Source organism: Pseudomonas sp. GV071 (assembly GCF_003050835.1).
Taxonomy (GTDB): Bacteria; Pseudomonadota; Gammaproteobacteria; order Pseudomonadales; family Pseudomonadaceae; genus Aquipseudomonas.
This window is the reverse complement of the sequence record NZ_QAOJ01000019.1, coordinates 27,582-46,190: the sequence shown is the minus strand read 5'-3', so window position 1 is coordinate 46,190 and position 18,609 is coordinate 27,582. Positions and strand designations below refer to the sequence as shown.

Below are 18,609 nucleotides of genomic sequence, written 5' to 3'. Positions count from 1 at the left end.
GCGCATCGGCTGCGCGGAGGGTGGTGGTTGGCAAGCGGATGTCGGCGGTCACTGGAGGGAGTCCCTATCGGCGAAAGAACTGAGCAGAAAACCGAGCATTGGCAACGGTCTTTTCATGGGCTTTCCTGGCGGATGGGCAACGGCGAGCAGGCCGTTAGCGCGAGGCTCGCCCCTGGGCATGCCGAGGGGCTGGAATGGCGGCTAGTGTTACGCAATAACGAGATTTTGATTAGCTAATGAGTCCTTAATGCGGATATAACTAGGTCTAATCAATTGACTGGGCGAACTCGCTATGGCCAAACCCAATTTCAACGACCTGCTGGCGTTCGTGACGGTGGCGCGGGTGGGCAGCTTTACCCGCGCAGCGGTGCAACTGGGGGTGACGCAATCGGCTGTAAGTCAGGTGGTTTCGGCCCTGGAGGCGCGCCTGAAAATTCGCTTGCTGACCCGCACAACGCGCAGCGTTTCGCTGACCGCGGCGGGCGAGCGCCTGCTGGATGCTGTGGGCCATCGTTTCGATGAAATCGAAGCTGAAGTGGAGGCCTTGACCGAGCTGCGTGACAAACCGGCCGGCACGGTACGGATCACCTGCGGCGACAACATCATCAAGACCACGCTGCTGCCCAAGCTCACGCCGCTGCTGAAGATGTATCCGGACATAAAGCTGGAATTCGATATCAACTATGGCTTTCGCGACATCGTCGCCGACCGCTTCGATGCCGGTGTGCGTTTCAGTGACACGGTGGCCCAGGACATGATTGCCGTGCCCATCGGGCCGCCCGTGCGCATGGCCCTGGTGGCCGCGCCCAGCTACTTCGCCGAACACCCCGCGCCTGAACACCCGCGCGATTTGACCAGCCACCGCTGCATCGACATTCGTTTTCCCACCTACGACGGTGTCGATGCCTGGGAATTCGAGCGCCAAGGCAAGAAGCTGAAAGTGCGGGTAGGCGGCCAGTTGATCTTCAACTCCACCACCCATATCGCCGATGCGGCGGTGAGCGGGCTGGGTATCGCTTACTTGCCCGAGGATGAGTTTGCTCAGCCACTGGCTGACGGGCGGTTGGTGCGGGTGTTGGAAGACTGGTGTGAACCGTTCAGCGGCTTCCACCTGTACTACCCCAGCCGCCGCCAGCCCTCCCAGGCATTTTCGCTGGTGGTGGATGCCTTGCGGGTTGATCGTTTGCCGCCGGGGTAACGGCCAGGCGCAGCGGCGTTAACCGATACTGCCAATAAAGTTGGCCAGCTCCGGCGTCGCTGGCGCGTTGAACAGGTCTTTGGGCGCGCCCACTTCATGCACCCGGCCCTGGTGCATGAACACCAGCTTGTCGCCGACCTCGCGGGCAAAGCGCATTTCGTGGGTGACCATGATCAGGGTCATGCCTTCTTTGGCCAGTTCGCGCACCACGCTCAGCACTTCGTTGACCAACTCCGGGTCGAGCGCCGAAGTGATCTCGTCGCACAGCAATACACGCGGCGACATGGCCAGCGCCCGGGCAATGGCCACGCGCTGTTGCTGGCCGCCGGACAGCTGTTCGGGAAAGGCGTTGAATTTGTCCGCCAGGCCCACGCGCTCGAGCATTTTTTCTGCCAGGCGCCGCGCTTCAGCGCGATCGGTTTTCTTCACCACCTGGGGGGCGAGCATGACGTTTTCGCCCACGCTCAGGTGCGGGAACAGGTTGAACTGCTGGAACACCATGCCGACTTTCTGCCGCAGTGCGCGCAGGTCGGAGCGTTGGGCGTCGAGGTACTGGCCATCGACTTCAATCACCCCGTCATTGATCGACTCCAGGCCATTGAGGGTGCGCAGCAGGGTGCTTTTGCCCGAGCCGCTGCGCCCGATAATGGCCACCACTTCACCTTCCTCGACCGAGAGGTCGACGCCTTTGAGCACATGGTTAGGGCCGTAATACTTGTGCAGGCCAGTGATACTAAGCAGCGACATGCAGCCTCCTTTCAAGGTAGCGGGCGCCCATGGAGAGCGGGAAACACAAGAGGAAGTAGCCCAGGGCGATCAGCCCGTAGACCAGGAAGGGTTCAAAGGTGGCATTGGCGATCATGCTGCCGGTCTTGGTCAGTTCGGTAAAACCGATGATCGAGGTCACCGCCGTGCCCTTTACCACCTGCACCGAAAAACCCACGGTCGGTGCCACGGCAATACGCAGCGCTTGCGGCAGGATCACGTAGCGCAATTGCTCCAAACGGTTCAGCGCCAGGCTGGCCGAGGCTTCCCATTGCCCCTTGGTGATCGACTCGACGCAGCCGCGCCAGATTTCGGCCAGATAAGCGCTGGTGAATAGCGTGAGCGCCACCGCGGCGGCCATCCAGGCCGACACGTCGACGCCCAGCAAAGCGATGCCAAAGAACACCAGAAACAGCTGCATCAGCAGCGGCGTGCCCTGGAATAGCTCGATGTAACCACGCGCCAACATGCGCAAGGCGGTCAGGTTTGAAATGCGCGCCAGCATCACCAGCAGCCCAGCCACGCCGCCACAGACGAAGGCCACCAGCGACAGCAGCACCGTCCACTGCAGGCCGGTGAGCAGGTTGCGGATGATGTCCCATAAGGTGAAATCCATCAGCGTTTCCCCACAATCACGTGACGCCCCACCAGGTTCAGCACCTGGCGCAGGGCGATGGCCATCAGCAGGTAGAGCAGGGTGGTGAGCAGGTAGGTTTCAAACGCGCGGAAGTTACGCGACTGAATAAAGTTGGCGGCAAACGACAGCTCCTCGGTGGCGATCTGTGAACACACCGCCGAGCCCAGCATGACGATGATGATCTGGCTCGAAAGCGCCGGCCACACCTTGGCCAGCGCTGGGCGCAACACCACATGGCGGAAGATCTCGTAGCGCGTCATGGCCAACGCCGAGGCGGCTTCGATCTGGCCGGCAGGAATGGCCTGGATACCGGCGCGGATAATTTCCGTGGAGTAGGCGCCCAGGTTGATCACCATGGCCAGCGACGCCGCTTGCCACTCCGTCATGCGCACGCCCAGCGAGGGCAGGCCGAAAAAGATAAAGAACAGCTGAACGATAAAAGGCGTGTTGCGGATCAGCTCGACATAGGCGCTGAACAGCCAGTTGAAGGGGCGTACCTGCCAGGCGCGCATCACCGCGCCCAGCACGCCGATAGCCACCCCGGCAAACACGCCAATGGCGGTTAGCTCCAGGGTGAACAGCGCGCCCTTGAGCAACTGGTCGCTGTGGGCCAGAACGGCGGCGAAGTCGAATGTGTAGGCCATCGGCTTCGGCGGCTCAGAGGTCAGCAGGCAGAGGTTGTTTCAGCCACTTTTCAGCAATGCCGTTGAGGCTGCCGTCGGCCTTGGCGGCGGTCAGAATGCCGTTCACTTTTTCCAGCAGCGCCGGTTGCTCTTTGGCCAGGCCGACGTACACCGGCGAGTCTTTCAACTTCAGTTTCAGCACCGGCACTTTTTTCGGGTTTTTCTCGGCAATCGCGCTCATCACCACACTGCCACTGGCGATCAGATCGACCTGGCCGGACAGGTAGGCGGCAATGGTGGAGTTGTTGTCTTCGAAGCGTTTGATCGTGGTGCCGGCCGGCGCCACGGCGCTGAGCTCCATGTCTTCGATGGCGCCACGGGTCACGCTGATGGTTTTGCCTTTGAGTGCGTCGGTGTTGGCAATATCGGCCTCAGCCGGGCCGAAAACGGCCAAGTAAAAGGGCGCGTAGGCGCTGGAGAAATCGATGACCTTCTCGCGCTCAGGATTTTTGCCCAGGCTGGAAATCACCAGGTCGACCTTGCCGGTGGTCAGGAAGGGGATGCGGTTGGTGCTGTTCACCGGCGTCAGCGCCAGCTTTACCCCGAGCTTGTCGGCGATCAGTTTTGCCGTGTCGATGTCCAGGCCGCGCGGCTGCATATCCGGGCCCACCGAACCGAAGGGTGGGAAGTCTTGCGGTACCGCTACTTTCAGAGTGCCGCTGGCCTGGATGTCGGCGAGCGCATCGGCATTGGCCGCTGCGTGCATAAAGGTGCCGCTGGCGAGCAGGGCGGTAAGCAGGAAATGACGAACTGTACGCATGGGGAAAACCTCGTGGCGTCGCAAGAAAGAGTGCAAGGGCGATAGCACAGGGCATGCCAGATTTTTCCGCAACGCGAGGCCTCAGGGCTTCGTTCGTTGATTTTAAAGGTCTTACTGGTCTGAACAGTTGGCGCTTCCTGATTGAGCCGTCAACATTTGCTCGCACCCAAGCGGGGCAAGGGTTTCAGCGAAGGACCCAGCCTGGTGCGCGACTTGCTAAGCGCGTAAAAAACAGCGTAAAAAGCAGTAACTTCTTCTGACTGGTCTGAACAGATGACCGATACAGCAGCGCGTGGCGCAGTGCCGAAACAGGCCCTGCAGGCCATCCAGAAATTGATTCGCGAAGGTGGGTACCAGCCTGGCGATGCCTTGCCGTCGCAACGTGACCTGGCCGAGCGCCTAAGCGTAAGCCGGGCCTCGTTACGCGAGGCGTTGTCGTCGTTGAGCGCGCTGGGCGTGGTCAGTGTGCAAGCGGGCAAGGGTGTGTATGTGCAAGCCACGGCGGCCGCCAATGGGGCGAGCGCGAAAGCATTCTCCTGGCCCTACGCTGAGCAGGTTTCCGCTGCTGACACCTTTCAGTTGCGTTATGTGCTGGAAGGTTTTGCCGCCGGCCGTGCAGCCAGCTCGCTAACCGCGCTGGACATTGACGAGCTGCACGACAACGTCGAAGCCATGCGCCTGGAACTGCGAGCCCAGCATTTCGAGGCAGCGGCCCGCCTGGACTTCGAGTTTCACCGGCGCCTGCTGCAGGCCAGCGGCAACCTGGCCATCGAGCACATCATCAGCGCCAACGAGTCGGTATTTCTGGAGAGCCAGAAGCTGCCGTTTATCCGCCCCGAGCGAGCGATGGAGACCTGGCAGGAACACCGCAAAATTCTTCGCCAACTCGCCCGTCACGCCAATGACCCCGCACGCAAAGCAATGCAGGAACACATCCGCAATGCGGCATCGCGTACGGGCATCATTTTTCCGATTTGATTACTGCGCTGCCGACGTTTTTACCGCAGAGGCGTCCAGGCGCTTTTGCAGATAAAACAGCATCCACACCGAGTTCTTCAAGGCCTGCTCATACTGGTAGTTGAACAACGCCACCAGCTGCTCGTCCCGTTTGCAGCCAGCGATGCCACTGCCCTTGGAAAACGGACACACACCGTAGTCGCCCCAGCCCTTTTGCGCGTCGGCGGAGTCCGGGCTGGGGTAGACCCAGTAATTTGCCCACGCACCGTTGACGACAGGTTTATCGTCGGCGCCTGTCTGCTCAATCTGCCGCAAGGTTGCCTTCGCTGCATTTTCCAAAAAGGCTCCAGGGGAGGCGGTTTCTGTAGCCGCGTCATCGTGAAGTTTTTGGCACTCTTCTGCCGACAAGCTGAACTTGGGCAGCGCGTCGATGCTGCCGAAGCCATCAAAGGGATCTTTGATGTGGTAAGTGGGCACCACATGGCCGGGCACGCTCATGTCCTGGATGTAGTGCAATACCCGACCGGCCTGTTTGTAGACTTCAATCGGGTCGGCATCGGGGCCTTCCAGCAGATCGTCCAGCGCCTCGGTGCGGGTGATAAAAATCTTATCCAGGCTTCGGTTGGCGAACCAGAACGGCTTGAGCGCGTCGTTGCGGTTGTAGAAGTGCCAATTGGTGATGCGCTGAAAGAACGTCAACGGGTCTGTGTCTTCTGCTTTCGCTCCCTCGGCTAACGCCTTGCCCATCTGCGCAGGCAGCGTTACCCCGGGGCAGGTCTGGTAGGCCTGCGCGGCTTTTCGGGCGAATTCCAAATGCAGCTCGGGGGCGAAGGCAAAAGCCGGACTTGCGGGGCTGCACAGCAGTACGATGCCGAGTGAGGCCAGGTAGCGAGTGGCGAGCGAGCGGGCTTCCATGCTGTTGTTCTCCAGTAAACCGGCGTGGGTGGGAGCACTAACGGCGCCCACGGGGCAATTTAGCAGCTAGGGGGCACTGGCGTGCAGGCGTTAGAATCGCCGCCATATTCCTTTTAAGCCAGAGCAGAACCCCATGAACCGCCGCAAGAAAATCAAACAGCTGCTGGAAGCGCACGCGAAAAAGGCCAACGCCAAGTTGGCGCCAAAGAACAAGCCCAAATACATCAGCAAGGCCGACCGCGCGAAGCTGGCGGCGGACGCTGAAAACGAGCCGACAGTATCTGCCGAGGGCTGATTCGAGCCAGTCAATTTGAGCGGTTCTATGCAGAGCGAAAGCCGCCGCAGCCGTTAGCCTAAAAAAGCAGTGCCTCCCAGTACTTGCGGGCCCTTCAGCCACCATCTATACCCTGTAGAGCCGCTTTATCAGAAGGGACGCATGATGCTGGGCATGGTGTTCACCGAGTTCCTGGAGATGGTCGAGCAGCGCTTTTCGCCGGAACTGGCGGACCAGATGCTGAGCGAAACCGAATTGCCCAATGGCGGCGCCTATACCGCAGTCGGCTATTACCCCCACGAAGAAATGCAGGCGCTGGTCGTAACCCTGGCCAGGCTGACGGGCAGCAGTGTGTCGATGTTGGTGCAGGTGTACGGCGAGCACTTGTTCCTGCGGTTTGTCGAGCTCTACCCGCAGATGCTGCAGCACTGCCATGACGCCTTCAGCTTGCTCTCCAGCGTCGACGGGCATGTGCACCAGGAGGTGCACAAACTCTACCCACAGGCGCAACTGCCCAGTTTCGAAACCGCCGAACACACCCCGCAGCACCTGGTGCTGATCTACCGTTCCAGTCGCGGCCTGGCGGATCTCGCCGAAGGTCTGATTCGTGGCTGTATTGGTCACTACGGCGAGGCCATTCGCGTGCACCGCGAAGACCTGCCCGGCGGGTCGGGCACGTATGTCACACGTTTTGACATGACCCGCCAATGAGCGACGAACTCTGGCAGCGCCGCCTGGATCGCGAGCGACAGGCGCGCAAGTCTGCTGAGCACCTGCTCACGGAAAAATCCCGCGAGCTTTACCAAAGCGCGGTCGAGCTCAAACATGCTCTGGCCGCTTCGGAAGACCAGCGCCGGCTGCAATTGGCGCTGTGGGGCAGCGGCGAATTGATCTGGGAATGGCAGGCGCAGGACAACCTGATGCACCTGCACTATTTCTCCAGCCAACCGGGCGAAACCCTCTGCGAAACCTTGCTGTGGAGCGACTGGCTGCAACGCCTGCACCCGGACGACCAGGGCGCGGCGCTGCGCGATTGGAACGAGCACCTGTGCGGCAGCTGTGACTATTACGACCTCGAATTTCGCGCCCGCAGCACCCCCAACGAGGCCTGGCGCTGGCTGCGCACCCAGGGCCGCGCGGTGGAGCGGGGCAGTGATGGCCTGGCGCAGCGCGTCACGGGCACCTGCAAAGACATCAGCCGACAGCGCGAAGCCGAGGAGCACTTGCGTCTACTGGCCGCCGCCTTTGCCAACAACCGAGATGCCAATGCGGTGCTGGCCAGCGACAAACGCGTGCTGCAAGCCAACGCCGCCTTCCTCGAACTGATCGGCATCAGTGCCGCGCAATTGCCTGCGCTGCAGCTCGACCAGTTGCTGTTGGACGCCGACGATCAGTGCCCGTGGGCGACCCTGAGCAATACCGAACACTGGCAGGGTGAACTGACCTGCTTGCGCCAGAACGGCCAGCGCACGCCGGTGGAGCTGAGCAGCACGCTGGTGCGCAGCCGCGACCAGCAGATCGGTCATTTGGTCCTGTCGTTGCGCGACATCAGCGAGCGGCGCCGCGCGGCGGATCATTTGCAGCACCTGGCGCGGCTGGATGTGCTCACCCAACTGCCCAACCGCCTGCAATTTCAGGAACACCTGCAACGCGCCTTGCAGTACCAGCCGCGTGACTTGTACCTGGCGCTGCTGTTCGTTGACCTCGATGACTTCAAACAGGTCAACGATGCCTTCGGCCACGATATCGGCGATGCGCTGTTGCAGCAGGTGGCGCAACGGCTGCAGAAGGCCTTGCGCCAGCGTGATCTGGTGGCGCGCTGGGGTGGCGACGAGTTTGTGGTGCTGTTGGAGCTGCGCAGCCAGGAGCAGGTGCTGTTGGTTGCCGACAAGCTGATCAAGGCGCTCAATGAACCGATGGATCTGGCCGGCCACATCCTCACCGCGACGCCGAGCATCGGCATTGCCCTGGCCCCCGAACATGGCAACGAAGCCGGCGACTTGCTCCGCCATGCCGATGCGGCGATGTATGTGGCCAAGCGCGAAGGCCGCAACCGCTATGCCTTGTACCGCCCGGAGCTGAATGAGCAATTGGTGCACCGGATCAAGCTGGCCAACCTGCTGCGCCGCGCCCTGGCGCAACAGGAACTGAGCCTGGCATTGCAGCCGAAGATCCGCCTGAGTGACCAGCGCATCGTCGGCGCCGAAGCGTTATTGCGCTGGGACACCCGGGAATTCGGGCGGGTGCCGCCGGATACTTTTATTCCGCTGGCGGAGGAATTGGGCCTGATCGTGCCGATCGGCCATTGGCTGGTGCGCGAGGCGGCTCTGCTGCTCAATGGCTGGCAGGCGCAGGGTTGGCCGTTGACCCTGGCGATCAATTTATCGGCCCGGCAGTTGCGCGATGAGCAACTGCTCAGCGTGCTGTGCGAGAGCATGGCCGACTGCTCCGCGCCGCCTGAGGCGTTGGAGTTGGAGGTCACCGAATCGATTCTGCTGGAAGACGCGGCCTTTGCCCGTCAGCGTTTGCAGGCCCTGCGTGACGCCGGCTTTCGCATTGCCCTGGACGACTTCGGCACCGGTTACTCGTCCTTGAGTTACCTCAAAGAGCTACCGCTGGACCGGGTAAAAATCGACCGCAGCTTTATCTCCGACCTGGAGCAATCACCGCGCGGCCGCGCGCTGCTGTCGTCCATCGCCGGGCTGTGCCGAGCACTGTCGCTGCAAACCACTGCCGAAGGTGTCGAGACGGCGGCGCAACTGCAACTGGTACAAGCCGAGGGGATCGATGAGGTGCAGGGCTATTACTACTACCCGCCACTGACCATCGATGCGTTCAATCGGCTGCTGCAAACCTCGCACCGCGAAGCCTGATGGCGGGGTATCAGCCCGGCGTGTGAGCAGCCTGCAACAACGCGTTAAACGCCTCTGTAGACAACGGCCTGCTGAGGAAGTAGCCCTGGCCTTCGTCGCAGCCCACGGTTTTCAGCATCTGCAGTTGCTCGGCGGTTTCGATGCCTTCGGCGGTGACGGTGAGCGACAGGGCGTGGCCCAGGTCGACGATGGCCAGGATGATCGCTTTGTCGTCGTCGCTGGCGACCATCCGGCTGAGGAAGCTGCGGTCTATTTTCAGACCGTCGAAGGGGAAGGTGTGCAGGTAGCTGAGGGACGAATAGCCGGTGCCAAAGTCGTCCATGGCCAAACGCACGCCGAGGTCTTTGAGGGTGTGCATCACCTCCAGGGCGCCGACGCCATCGTCGAGCATCACGCTTTCGGTGATTTCCAGCTCCAGGCGGGCAGGGGCGAGGCCCGAGTCGGTGAGGGTGGTCTGAATGCGTTCCAGCAGACTGCCGCTTTTGAACTCGATGGGCGACAGGTTGATCGACAGAAACAGTGAGGAGGGCCACTGCGCTGCCTGTCGGCAGGCGGTGCTGAGCACCCAGTTGCTGAGGGCGATGATCAGGCCGGTTTGTTCGGCAATCGGGATAAAGGTGTCCGGTGGGATCAAGCCGCGCTCGGGGTGCTGCCAGCGCACCAAGGCTTCGGCGCCGACCATCTGGCCATCGGCCACGCGATAACGCGGTTGGAAGTGCAGGCGCAGTTCGTCGTGTTGGATGGCAAAACGCAGGTCGGTTTCCAGGCGCCGGCGTTCGACGATTTTGGAGTTCATGTCGCCGGAATAAAAACGCCAGGTGCTGCGCCCACCGGCCTTGGCTTCGTACAGGGCGATGTCGGCGTAGCGCAGCAGCTCACTGGCCTCCAGCGCATCGCTGGGCGCCATGGCGATGCCGATACTGGCGCTGACGAAGGTTTGCTGTTGCTCCACATCGATTGGCTGTTCGATGGACTCCAGCAAGCGCTGGCACAACAGTTCGACGTCGCTTTGCGAGTGCAGGTCGCAGAGGATCAACACAAACTCATCGCCGCCGATTCGAGCCACCAGGTCGTCCTGGCGCACGCAGGCGGCGAGCCGGTTGGAGACCTCGTTAAGCACCCGATCGCCAGCCGCATGGCCGAGCAGATCGTTCACCGGTTTGAACCGGTCCAGGTCCAGGCTGAGCATCACCAGCGGTTGCTCCAGGGTGGGCAGGGCTTTCAGTTTGCCGTCGAGGAACTCCTGCAAACGGGTGCGGTTGGCCAGTCCGGTGAGGGCGTCATGCCGGGACAGGAACTCGATTTGCCGCTGCGCTTCGACTTCGCCGGTGACGTCGGTGGCGGTGCCGCGAAAACCGTGTTCAGCCATGGCCCGTGCCGATACGCGGGTAATCCGCTGTTGGCCGCGGGTGTCGAGGTAGCGGCAGTGAATGCGGGTGTCGGGGCGGCGATTGCTGCTCAGCCACTGCGACACGCTGCCGGCTTCGGTGCTGAGTAGTTCGTCTATGGGCGCGCCGATCCAACGCTCACGCGACAGCCCGGTAACGTCTTCGAAGCGCTCCGACAGGTAGGTGAAGCGCCAGTCTGGGTCTATTTCCCAGATCCAGTCCGAGCTGATTTCGACGATGTCGCGAAAGCGCGCTTCGCTGATGGCCAGCGCACTCTGGCTGCGTTGCAGGGAGCCATAGCTGCTATCTAACGCTTGCGCGCCGCGGGTGGTGCGGCGCAACAAGCCCCAGGCCATCAGCGCCACCAGCAAGGCAATCAGCCCTAACAGCGGTAAACCCAGGGCCAATAAACGCTGCCCCGGCCTGGCCGGATTCCAGTGCAGAATGCCGGCGGCGCCATGCTCGCCGAGGGCCAGAGTCGATGACTCGTTGAGCTCATCGGCCGTTGCCATGCGCAGGCCGTCGACACCGTAGTCCTTGCCGATCATTTCCAGCCGGGCAGCGTCCAGCACATCGACAAATAGCAGCACCGACGGTAGGCGCTCATCTGGCTCCACTGTGGGGTCGGTTCCTGGCGTTATCGCGGCGGCGGCGACCAGTGCGGGCAGGCCGCCGACATTGATAAACGCCGTGGCGGGCGTTTCCGCTTCGGCCCCGGCGCGGGCCTTGCTGAGGATCGCGTCCAGCGGTTGCTGCAGCCATTGCTCGGCCTGAACGGCCTGCAAGTTACCCTGAATCACCGAGTACACCGTGCGACCGCTGTCATCGACAACAAACAGTGCCTGGAAACCAAAGTCGGCATACAGGGTGGGCCCGATGTTGCGGCGAACGTACGCCCACTCCGGGTCCACTTCGCTGTGCAGGTGTTTATAGGCATCGCCCCAGAAGGCGTAGTCCTTGACCGTCGAGCGCAGTGACTTCTCAAACGCCTGCATGGCTTTTTCGGTGTAGAAGGCGCTTTCAACTTCCTCGGTATGGTCCAGGTCATGGCTGAGGTAGATGAGCAGATAGGCGGCCAGTAAAAACACGCAACTGAACAGCCCGGCAAACTTCACCAGCGACGCACGGGTCAGCGCTTCACTGCTGCGGTTAGGCACGGCGTGGTGGTCAGACGGCATGGCGTCGCTCATCGATGATGGTCAGCAAGGGCATCCCCGTTTCATTGGCTTCTTGAGTTTATGCGAGCAACGCCAGAGCGCCAGGCGAGGGCCGATGAGACACTTTGCAACGACTACAGGCTTGAGCCTTCTGCCTCGGCTGGTAAATTGGCGCGGCGACACCGGGCCCCTCTGACAGCTTTTTAGCTGCCATGTCGGAGTTGCAGTTTGTACAACTTCGACTCAGGAGGGGCTTATGAGCACCCTAGAACCGTTCTTCATGGCCGAGTTCCTCGGCACCGCTACGTGGTTATGGCTGGCGTTTATCGCCATCGTTATCAGCCTGCTAATTTTCGACCTCGGTGTACTGCATCGCGAGCACCACGAAATCGGCGTCAAAGAAAGCCTGTTGTTATCCGCTGGCTACATCAGCGCCGGCCTGCTGTTCGGCCTGTGGGTGTGGCAGCTCAAAGGCGGCGACGCCGGGATGGATTTCTACACCGGCTTTCTGATCGAAAAATCGTTGTCGATGGACAACGTGTTCCTCATGGCGATGATCTTCAGCTTCCTGGCCATCCCGCGTAAGTACCAACATGAAGTGCTGTTCTGGGGCATCCTCGGGGTCATCGTGCTGCGTGCCCTGATGATCGGCCTGGGCGCGGCGCTGATCGCCGAATTCAGCTGGATTCTGTTTGTGTTTGGCGCGTTCCTGCTGCTCACCGGGGTACGGATGTTGTTCAGCAAGGTCGACGATCACCCGGACCTCAGCCAGAACCCGCTGGTGAAATTCCTGCGTCGCCATCTGCGGGTGACCGACCGCTTGCACGAGGGGCGTTTTTTCGTCCGTCAGGCGGATGCCAATGGCCGCTCAGTACTGTGGGCCACGCCGCTGTTGCTGGCGTTGGTGCTGATTGAGTGCGCTGACCTGGTGTTCGCGGTGGACAGCGTGCCGGCGATTTTCGCCATCACCCAGGACCCGTTCATTGTCTACACCTCGAACATCTTCGCGATCCTCGGTCTGCGCGCGTTGTACTTCGCCCTGGCGGCGATGATTCACCGTTTCGCTTACCTCAAGTACGCCCTGGCTCTGGTGCTGGTGTTTATCGGCTGCAAGATCTTCCTGGTCGGCATCATCGGCAAAACCCCGCCGGTGATTTCCCTCAGTGTGACCCTCGGCCTGCTGCTAGGCGGCGTGCTGTTGTCGCTATGGAAAACCCGCCACGACGCACCACCGGCCGAAACCGCGGTCGAAACCGACCGTTCCTGATCAACGAGCCGCCCAGGGCTGCCTGGGCGCTCAACCGCACACCGTTGGAGAACACCATGCATGCATCACCCCTCGCCGCACTCACGTTCACGGCCCTCATCGGCTTGACCCTGGCCGGCTGCGACGCCGCTGAACAGCAAGCGCAAAAACTCACCGAGAAAGCCGGCCAAGCCGCACAGGAACTGGCTCGCGAAACCATCAGCGACACCGTCAACACGCTGAACGAGAAGATCGACCAAGCGCAAAAGTCGACGAGCGAACTGCTTGGCAAACCGGTGGAAGAGGGGGCTGACGCGCCGCCTAAAGACAAGGCAGAGGCGCCTGCTGCGGTCCCCGGCGAAGGTATCGAAACCTGAGGCTGGCGCCAGCAGCATGCGTTGCAGTCACAGATTCTTGCGGGGATTTGGCGGCTGGTAGCGTACAGTGACGGGGCATATCGCCTTTAAGGAATACCCATGAGAGCCAGTCTTTTCAAAAACAGAACGACCGGCAAGGAAGTCTACGCCAAGGTTGGCGTCGAACTGTCAGCACTGCCCAAGGAAGCCCGTGACTACCTGGGCACTGGCGAAATCACCAGCGGCACCACGCAATACCACATGGGCGACACCTGGATGGGTGGCCCGGACATTACTCAACTGATGCTGGACCTGAAGACCAAAGGGTTTCACGCACATACCGTGGTGATGCCCAAGGGCTGAGCCACAGCAAGACCGTTTCACAGTACCGTTCAACGCCATACCGGCCGACGTTCCAGCCGATCCTTCACAACGGGCAATTCGTGGAGGACAGGCTTGGGCTGAGGCGATCCTGGGTTTGCCCAGGGTAAATTTGTCGTAAGTGCTTAAAAAGAATAATTTGCAACCTTCTGATAATTATAATTTTTTGCAGATTCTGAGTCATCACTAACCGACCCAGGAGCAGTTTTTATTGTGTTTAAGTAGGGTTCTGCTTGAATTATTACTTTTAAACCAAAGTTCATTGGTCATGAAAATACAAAAGGGTGATCGTTTTTTGTATGGAGGCCGCGTGTGGGCATACGTCTCCTCGCTGAGCGAAACCTCTGTGCAACTCTACTGTGAGTCGGATCACAAATTCATCGAGACTGAGCCGTCTAACCTCGAACCAGTCCCCCCGACCTCAATCTTGGGAGCAGAACCGCGTAAAAAACAAACCGGAGCTTCTTTAGCTGAGTGGGAGCTTGCCGAATCTCGTCACGAAAAAATTAAGCAGTATCTGCAGCAACCTGAAAGAAAGGGTGCCTTCAAGGAATTAACTTCTTCGTTATCTCTGAGTGTGCCTCAGACATACGTCCTTCTGCGTCAATATGACGAAAATGAAGGTCCAAAGACACTTCTTAGAGCGAAGAGAGGAAGGCCGGCAGGTACGAAATTTTTACCTCAAAATATCGAAGCCATAATTAGTGCCGCGATTAAGAGTGAATGGAAGGGGCCGGGCAGCACAATAGTCAGCATATACAAAAGAGTGGAAGAAATGTGCCGATGTGCTGGTGAACAGGCGCCGTCGTACACAAGTATTAAAAAAAGATTATATGAGTTGCCTGAATCGGATCTCGCAAGATCAAAAATTGGTTTCAAACGAGCAAATGATAAATATGCGGCTCGACCAAAGAGCAATATATCCGAGCGACCCCTTGCTAAATGGCAAATGGATCATTGTATGATCGATTGTATTATAGTTGACGAAAAAACCCGAAAGCCTCTGTGCAGGCCATGGGCGACCTTAATTATAGATATTAACTCTAGAGTTGTCCCGGGTTATTACCTTTCTCTCGATGCGCCAAGCTCTTATAACGTGGCAATGGCAATCAGTCATGCAGTGCTTCCGAAGGGCAAATGGATTGAGGCGCTTGAGGACGAGGATATTAAATATCCTTATTACGGAAAGCCCGAAGAAATAGCAATGGACAACGCTAAAGAATTTAAGTCCACGCCTTTTCGAATTGCTGCCAAGAAAAACAATATAAAACTAGCTTGGAGGCCGATTGGTAAGCCATGGTGGGGTGGTCATATCGAACGTCTAAATGGAACTCTCAATATGAGTTATATTAATTTCTTACCCGGAATGACACTGTCTAATGTGGTATTAAGGGGTGACTACGATAGCGAAGGGAAGGCGTGTCTAACATTTTCGGAGTTTAGGCTTTGGTTTGCTCGTGCCATTCAGGCGTATCATCATACTAAGCATCGAATGCTAAATGGTAAAAGCCCTCATGAAAAATGGATCGAGGGTTGGACCGATGATAAAGGGGCGTTGTCCCATCCCGCTCTGATTAATAACGCCAATGATTTTATGATCGACTTCCTGCCAGAGCAGAGAAGGGTTATTTCTAGGCAAGGGATAGAGATTTGGGGTGTTAAGTATTGGTCGCCTGCACTGGCTTCGTTCATCTCAAATAGAAAACATTCGGTCAAGTATAATCCGTACTCATTGCGACATGTATGGGTTAACCCATCGGGCGGGCGATACATCCAAGTTGCTTACAGCGATATAACCCGCCCTAATGTTTCGCTTGAGGAACTTAAGTCAGCTAAAAGAGAGCTAGCTCGCGACCGAAAAAGCGGATCAAGAGCCACCTCTGAAGAAGTGTTTCTTATGGTGCGTAAAAATCGGGAGTTGGTTGACAGATCAAAAGCTTTAACAAAAAAAGCTAAAAAAACGAAGGAGCATCGAGAAAATGCAACAGGGTTCGATGTTGCGGCAAGAGCAATGCCTGCATGCGTCAACATAGAAGAACTGTCTGAGCCGGAGAACTACACGTCCGCAGTTAATTTTTTTCCAGTGGACGTATGAGGGCTGATATGAGTGACTCAGATAAATATGCTCATGTTGTTCCATCTCGCAGAATAATCGTTGAGGCCGAAGACGCGATACGCATTCAAGCCATAAACGAGGATATTTGGGTGGAATACCCTCAGGCTGCTAAAATATTAGCATACGTCAGATATATGATGCGCTTGCCTGACAAGCATCAATCTCCTTGCTTACTAATTTCTTCCGCTGGAGGGATGGGGAAGAGCTCAATTTACCAGAGAATTGTAAAGTTGCACGGTAGTGGAGGTAATAATAATGAAGAGATTCTTGCCTCAATGACCATCAGAGCAAGGCACGCGACAGGCCATAAAGTCTTTAGCGATGATTTAGTAGGCGCTCTTACAGGGAACATATACCGGAGCGGAAAAACTGAGGATGGAAGAATCGCTGCAGCTTTATCAGCGCGTAATGTCCGAGGGATAGTGTTAGACGAAGTGAATGACATGCTCCATGCTAATCGCTCGGATCAAGCTAAAAATATGAAGCTATTAAAAGAGCTTTCGGGGTCGCCTTATCACCTCATAGTAATAGGGCTCGGTACTGAGGACTGCCATGATGCTATCGATTCTGATGCTCAGTTTTCTCGGAGGTTCACCAAGATTGAATTGGCCCGCTGGCAAGACGAGCAAGGTGTTCGTTCGTTTGTCGAAAGTTATGCTATGACATTTCCTCTTAAATCTCCATCCAAGTTAGGAAAGCCGGCAATTGTAAGGCACTTAATTAAAGAGTCGGACGGCGTGCTGGATGCGATTGTTAAAATCCTGTGTAACGCAGCATCATGGGCAGTTCTAGAAGGGCGTGAAGAAATAGATTTGGAGTTGATCAAGAAGGGCCGGGATATGCCTTTTTCTGAGTAGGTGGAATTAGTGACTGAATTTGAAGTTGGTGAGACCATATCCTCTTGGCTTGAGAGACAGATAGTTTACGCCTCACAGGATGGGGCTAATGTCAATATCAAAGGCGTTCGGAGGCTACTGGAATCTCCTGAGGTTAGTGATATTGACTATTACTCAGACTCAGAAATTTCGGAGCTTATTGCTTTACTACCTTTTGCGCCTCCAGATATTTTTTTCAGGTCTAAATCAAAAACGGGGTTCATGCTCGCGCCGCCCTTAAGGCGAGTTAATTTCTGCTCAGACTGCGTAAAGGGTGACATGAAAGCAGTTAAAACAGCGGTTTGGAGAGAGGCTTGGTCTTACGGTTGGTACGTGATTTGCGAGATCCACGGTACTAAAATGTGCAGCCTTGGTTTTAATTTAAGTAGATCTACGGAGCATAGGGCCACTGAAGCTTGCCGAATTGTCATTGATCAAGAGTATCAGCATGAAGTCACGTCTTCAGTCTGGCCAATTCACGCGAAGTCCTCGGTAAATGGTGCTGCTTTATTGAGCAGACTTGATCATGAGGTTGTTAATTTAGCTCTATTGCTTCAACAGAGAATTATGCTACTTGTCGCTTGGGAGGAGAGCATTGCTGGTCCTGAGCTTGCTGTTGTATACGATTTATTTTCGCTCATATTAAGAGGCCATACTCATTATGTTGAGCCTCGCCCTTTTTGCTTTCAAGTTGCAAAAAAAATAACAGGCCGAAACTTTTCAGTTGAGAGAACAGTATTCAGGCACGAGGATGATAGGTTCTCAGCTCACCTAGAAATAAAGGAGCCATACCCTCGACTTTTGGCCTTAGCAATTATTTCTTTCCTTTTAGGATTGCCTGGTGCGGCAAAACGCTGGGATCGTGTGAGAATTTTGTTAGGCTATAAGGGTATGATGATTCCAAAAAATAAAGCGCTTTTATATCTGTTGGTTTCGGGCAATCCGGAAGTTGGAGGAAGGAGGTGGTTTGAAAGTCGAATTCAAATGTATCCTTTGGAGCTGCGAGCCCTGTGCAAAAGGTTTGTGGATAACTCTTAATTTTACCTAGCGCGCGTAATCAGCAGCGCTGTTTATTTTCAGATGACCGGATCTTCTCCTCAAAAATTCGTTGATCTTTTTTTATTGATATTATTTTTGCTCACAGCAAGACCTTTTCGTACCGCAGTATAAGTGAATATGTTCGCAGTTCCCGCCTGTTTTGAAATTGAGCTCACAATTGAGTTCAGTGATTCAGGTGCGAGACATCCCGTCTCTATTCCCCATCTGGAAATTTTTCGAAATAAGGGGCCTTTCTTCAATAAGGAAGCACTAATCCATTCTTCTATCGATCTAGTGGGACAGCAGCATTTCTTTCGTCTAACGAAAATATGTTTATCCTCGCCGGGGAGGTCAGATAGTCTAATACTTAATCCATTATCGCTAAATTGCAGGTCGCTGAAATGAATGTTCACAATCTGTTGATGGGTGAGCGAGCACCAATAGCCTAGCAGCAGTATGCATTTATTTCTTGTAGAAGATAAGTATTTAACCGAGTGAGGCAGAAAGTCTTCTACTTTATCTTCGTAAGAGACCTCATCAAGGAAGCCCATCATTTTTTTTAGATCTGAAAATTCTATGCGCAGTTGGCTTCGCTTCTCGTGGCTGCTTGTGTTCTGTATGTGGTCCATTAGTATGCGTACGGCTAAATGCTGTGTAGGGTCTTCAAAGTGAATGTCGCTGTGCCATTTGGATATTGCAGCAATAAAAACTTTCAACGACCCTGGAGACATTGATTGTTTTTGAGCGTTTAAATACTTGAGAATGTTTTCCGTTTTTGCTGGCAAAGGGCCTCCGCATATAAATTGATAGCGTCTCACAGCGTCAGCATAAGATTTCAAAGTGTTTTTACTGAGCGTTTTTTTCAGCTGAGTAAAGGGCGGAGACTCAATTCCTTGAGACTCAAGCAATCTCTTCGCTGCGAGCCAGCGCAGATATTTAGTCGAGTAATCCAATTTTGCTCTCTCTCTCTCTCGTTTCCCACTGCCATTT

18 protein-coding genes are annotated in these 18,609 nt (G+C 56.6%); 11 read left to right on the top strand and 7 right to left on the bottom strand.

Annotated elements, in window-relative coordinates:
• Nucleotides 1-292: 292 nt before the first annotated feature.
• Nucleotides 293-1,198 (top strand): LysR family transcriptional regulator, encoded by a 906-nt coding sequence (locus tag C8K61_RS25800; RefSeq protein ID WP_108099771.1) that lies wholly within the window; start codon nt 293-295, stop codon nt 1,196-1,198.
• Nucleotides 1,199-1,216: 18 nt separating this feature from the next.
• Here the strand turns inward: C8K61_RS25800 and C8K61_RS25795 are convergent, their stop codons facing one another.
• Genes C8K61_RS25795 through C8K61_RS25780 form a run of 4 tightly spaced genes read right to left on the bottom strand, consistent with a single transcriptional unit; the run spans nt 1,217 to nt 4,043 of the window.
• A complete protein-coding gene (locus C8K61_RS25795; RefSeq protein ID WP_108099769.1) occupies nt 1,217-1,945 on the bottom strand; it encodes an amino acid ABC transporter ATP-binding protein in 729 nt (242 codons plus the stop codon).
• Nucleotides 1,932-2,582, bottom strand: a complete 651-nt coding sequence (locus C8K61_RS25790) for an amino acid ABC transporter permease (protein WP_178086510.1) — start codon at nt 2,580-2,582, stop codon at nt 1,932-1,934. The genes C8K61_RS25795 and C8K61_RS25790 overlap by 14 nt, the downstream gene beginning before the upstream one ends.
• Nucleotides 2,579-3,244: an amino acid ABC transporter permease gene (locus tag C8K61_RS25785; protein WP_108099765.1), complete on the bottom strand. Its 666-nt coding sequence runs from the start codon at nt 3,242-3,244 to the stop codon at nt 2,579-2,581. Before C8K61_RS25785 ends, C8K61_RS25790 begins: the two co-directional genes overlap by 4 nt.
• 13 nt (nt 3,245-3,257) lie before the next feature.
• Nucleotides 3,258-4,043, bottom strand: a complete 786-nt coding sequence (locus tag C8K61_RS25780; protein WP_108099763.1) for a transporter substrate-binding domain-containing protein — start codon at nt 4,041-4,043, stop codon at nt 3,258-3,260.
• 273 nt (nt 4,044-4,316) lie between these two features.
• Here C8K61_RS25780 and C8K61_RS25775 point away from each other — a divergent pair, with 273 nt between their 5' ends.
• Entirely contained in the window at nt 4,317-5,021 is a 705-nt protein-coding gene (locus C8K61_RS25775; protein ID WP_108099761.1) for a FadR/GntR family transcriptional regulator, read from the top strand.
• Here the strand turns inward: C8K61_RS25775 and C8K61_RS25770 are convergent, their stop codons facing one another.
• Nucleotides 5,022-5,915 carry a hypothetical protein gene (locus C8K61_RS25770; protein WP_108099759.1) on the bottom strand — a complete coding sequence of 298 codons (894 nt, stop codon included), beginning with the start codon at nt 5,913-5,915 and terminating at the stop codon, nt 5,022-5,024.
• Between the two features lie 133 nt (nt 5,916-6,048).
• Between C8K61_RS25770 and C8K61_RS25765 the strand changes: the two genes are divergently transcribed.
• From C8K61_RS25765 to C8K61_RS25755, 3 genes are all read left to right on the top strand, one after another.
• On the top strand, nt 6,049-6,210 hold the full coding sequence (locus C8K61_RS25765) for a DUF2986 domain-containing protein (protein WP_108099757.1): 162 nt from the start codon (nt 6,049-6,051) through the stop codon (nt 6,208-6,210).
• 141 nt (nt 6,211-6,351) lie between these two features.
• A complete protein-coding gene (locus tag C8K61_RS25760; protein WP_218277843.1) occupies nt 6,352-6,900 on the top strand; it encodes a heme NO-binding domain-containing protein in 549 nt (182 codons plus the stop codon).
• The gene (locus tag C8K61_RS25755) at nt 6,897-9,062 is read left to right on the top strand and encodes a bifunctional diguanylate cyclase/phosphodiesterase (RefSeq protein ID WP_108099755.1); all 2,166 of its coding nucleotides are present in this window, start codon (nt 6,897-6,899) and stop codon (nt 9,060-9,062) included. The genes C8K61_RS25760 and C8K61_RS25755 overlap by 4 nt, the downstream gene beginning before the upstream one ends.
• Nucleotides 9,063-9,072: 10 nt before the next feature.
• Here the strand turns inward: C8K61_RS25755 and C8K61_RS25750 are convergent, their stop codons facing one another.
• Entirely contained in the window at nt 9,073-11,628 is a 2,556-nt protein-coding gene (locus C8K61_RS25750; RefSeq protein WP_371920029.1) for an EAL domain-containing protein, read from the bottom strand.
• A 235-nt stretch (nt 11,629-11,863) separates the two neighbouring features.
• On the opposite strand from C8K61_RS25750, the gene C8K61_RS25745 reads away from it, so the two are divergent.
• The 6 genes from C8K61_RS25745 to C8K61_RS26715 all read left to right on the top strand — a co-directional run bounded on the left by C8K61_RS25745 (nt 11,864) and on the right by C8K61_RS26715 (nt 17,619).
• A complete protein-coding gene (locus C8K61_RS25745; protein WP_108099751.1) occupies nt 11,864-12,874 on the top strand; it encodes a TerC family protein in 1,011 nt (336 codons plus the stop codon).
• 56 nt (nt 12,875-12,930) lie between these two features.
• Nucleotides 12,931-13,230, top strand: a complete 300-nt coding sequence (locus tag C8K61_RS25740) for a hypothetical protein (protein WP_108099749.1) — start codon at nt 12,931-12,933, stop codon at nt 13,228-13,230.
• A 99-nt stretch (nt 13,231-13,329) separates the two neighbouring features.
• The gene (locus C8K61_RS25735) at nt 13,330-13,572 is read left to right on the top strand and encodes a hypothetical protein (RefSeq protein ID WP_108099747.1); all 243 of its coding nucleotides are present in this window, start codon (nt 13,330-13,332) and stop codon (nt 13,570-13,572) included.
• A gap of 286 nt (nt 13,573-13,858) precedes the next feature.
• Nucleotides 13,859-15,685: a Mu transposase C-terminal domain-containing protein gene (locus C8K61_RS25730; RefSeq protein WP_108099745.1), complete on the top strand. Its 1,827-nt coding sequence runs from the start codon at nt 13,859-13,861 to the stop codon at nt 15,683-15,685.
• Nucleotides 15,686-15,693: 8 nt separating this feature from the next.
• Nucleotides 15,694-16,563 carry a TniB family NTP-binding protein gene (locus C8K61_RS25725; protein ID WP_158272543.1) on the top strand — a complete coding sequence of 290 codons (870 nt, stop codon included), beginning with the start codon at nt 15,694-15,696 and terminating at the stop codon, nt 16,561-16,563.
• A gap of 9 nt (nt 16,564-16,572) precedes the next feature.
• Nucleotides 16,573-17,619: a hypothetical protein gene (locus C8K61_RS26715; RefSeq protein WP_146174338.1), complete on the top strand. Its 1,047-nt coding sequence runs from the start codon at nt 16,573-16,575 to the stop codon at nt 17,617-17,619.
• A 59-nt stretch (nt 17,620-17,678) separates the two neighbouring features.
• On the opposite strand, the gene C8K61_RS26710 is transcribed toward C8K61_RS26715, so the two are convergent.
• Complete coding sequence (locus C8K61_RS26710) at nt 17,679-18,572, bottom strand: hypothetical protein (RefSeq protein WP_146174337.1); 894 nt, start codon at nt 18,570-18,572, stop codon at nt 17,679-17,681.
• Between the last annotated feature and the right edge of the window lie 37 nt (nt 18,573-18,609).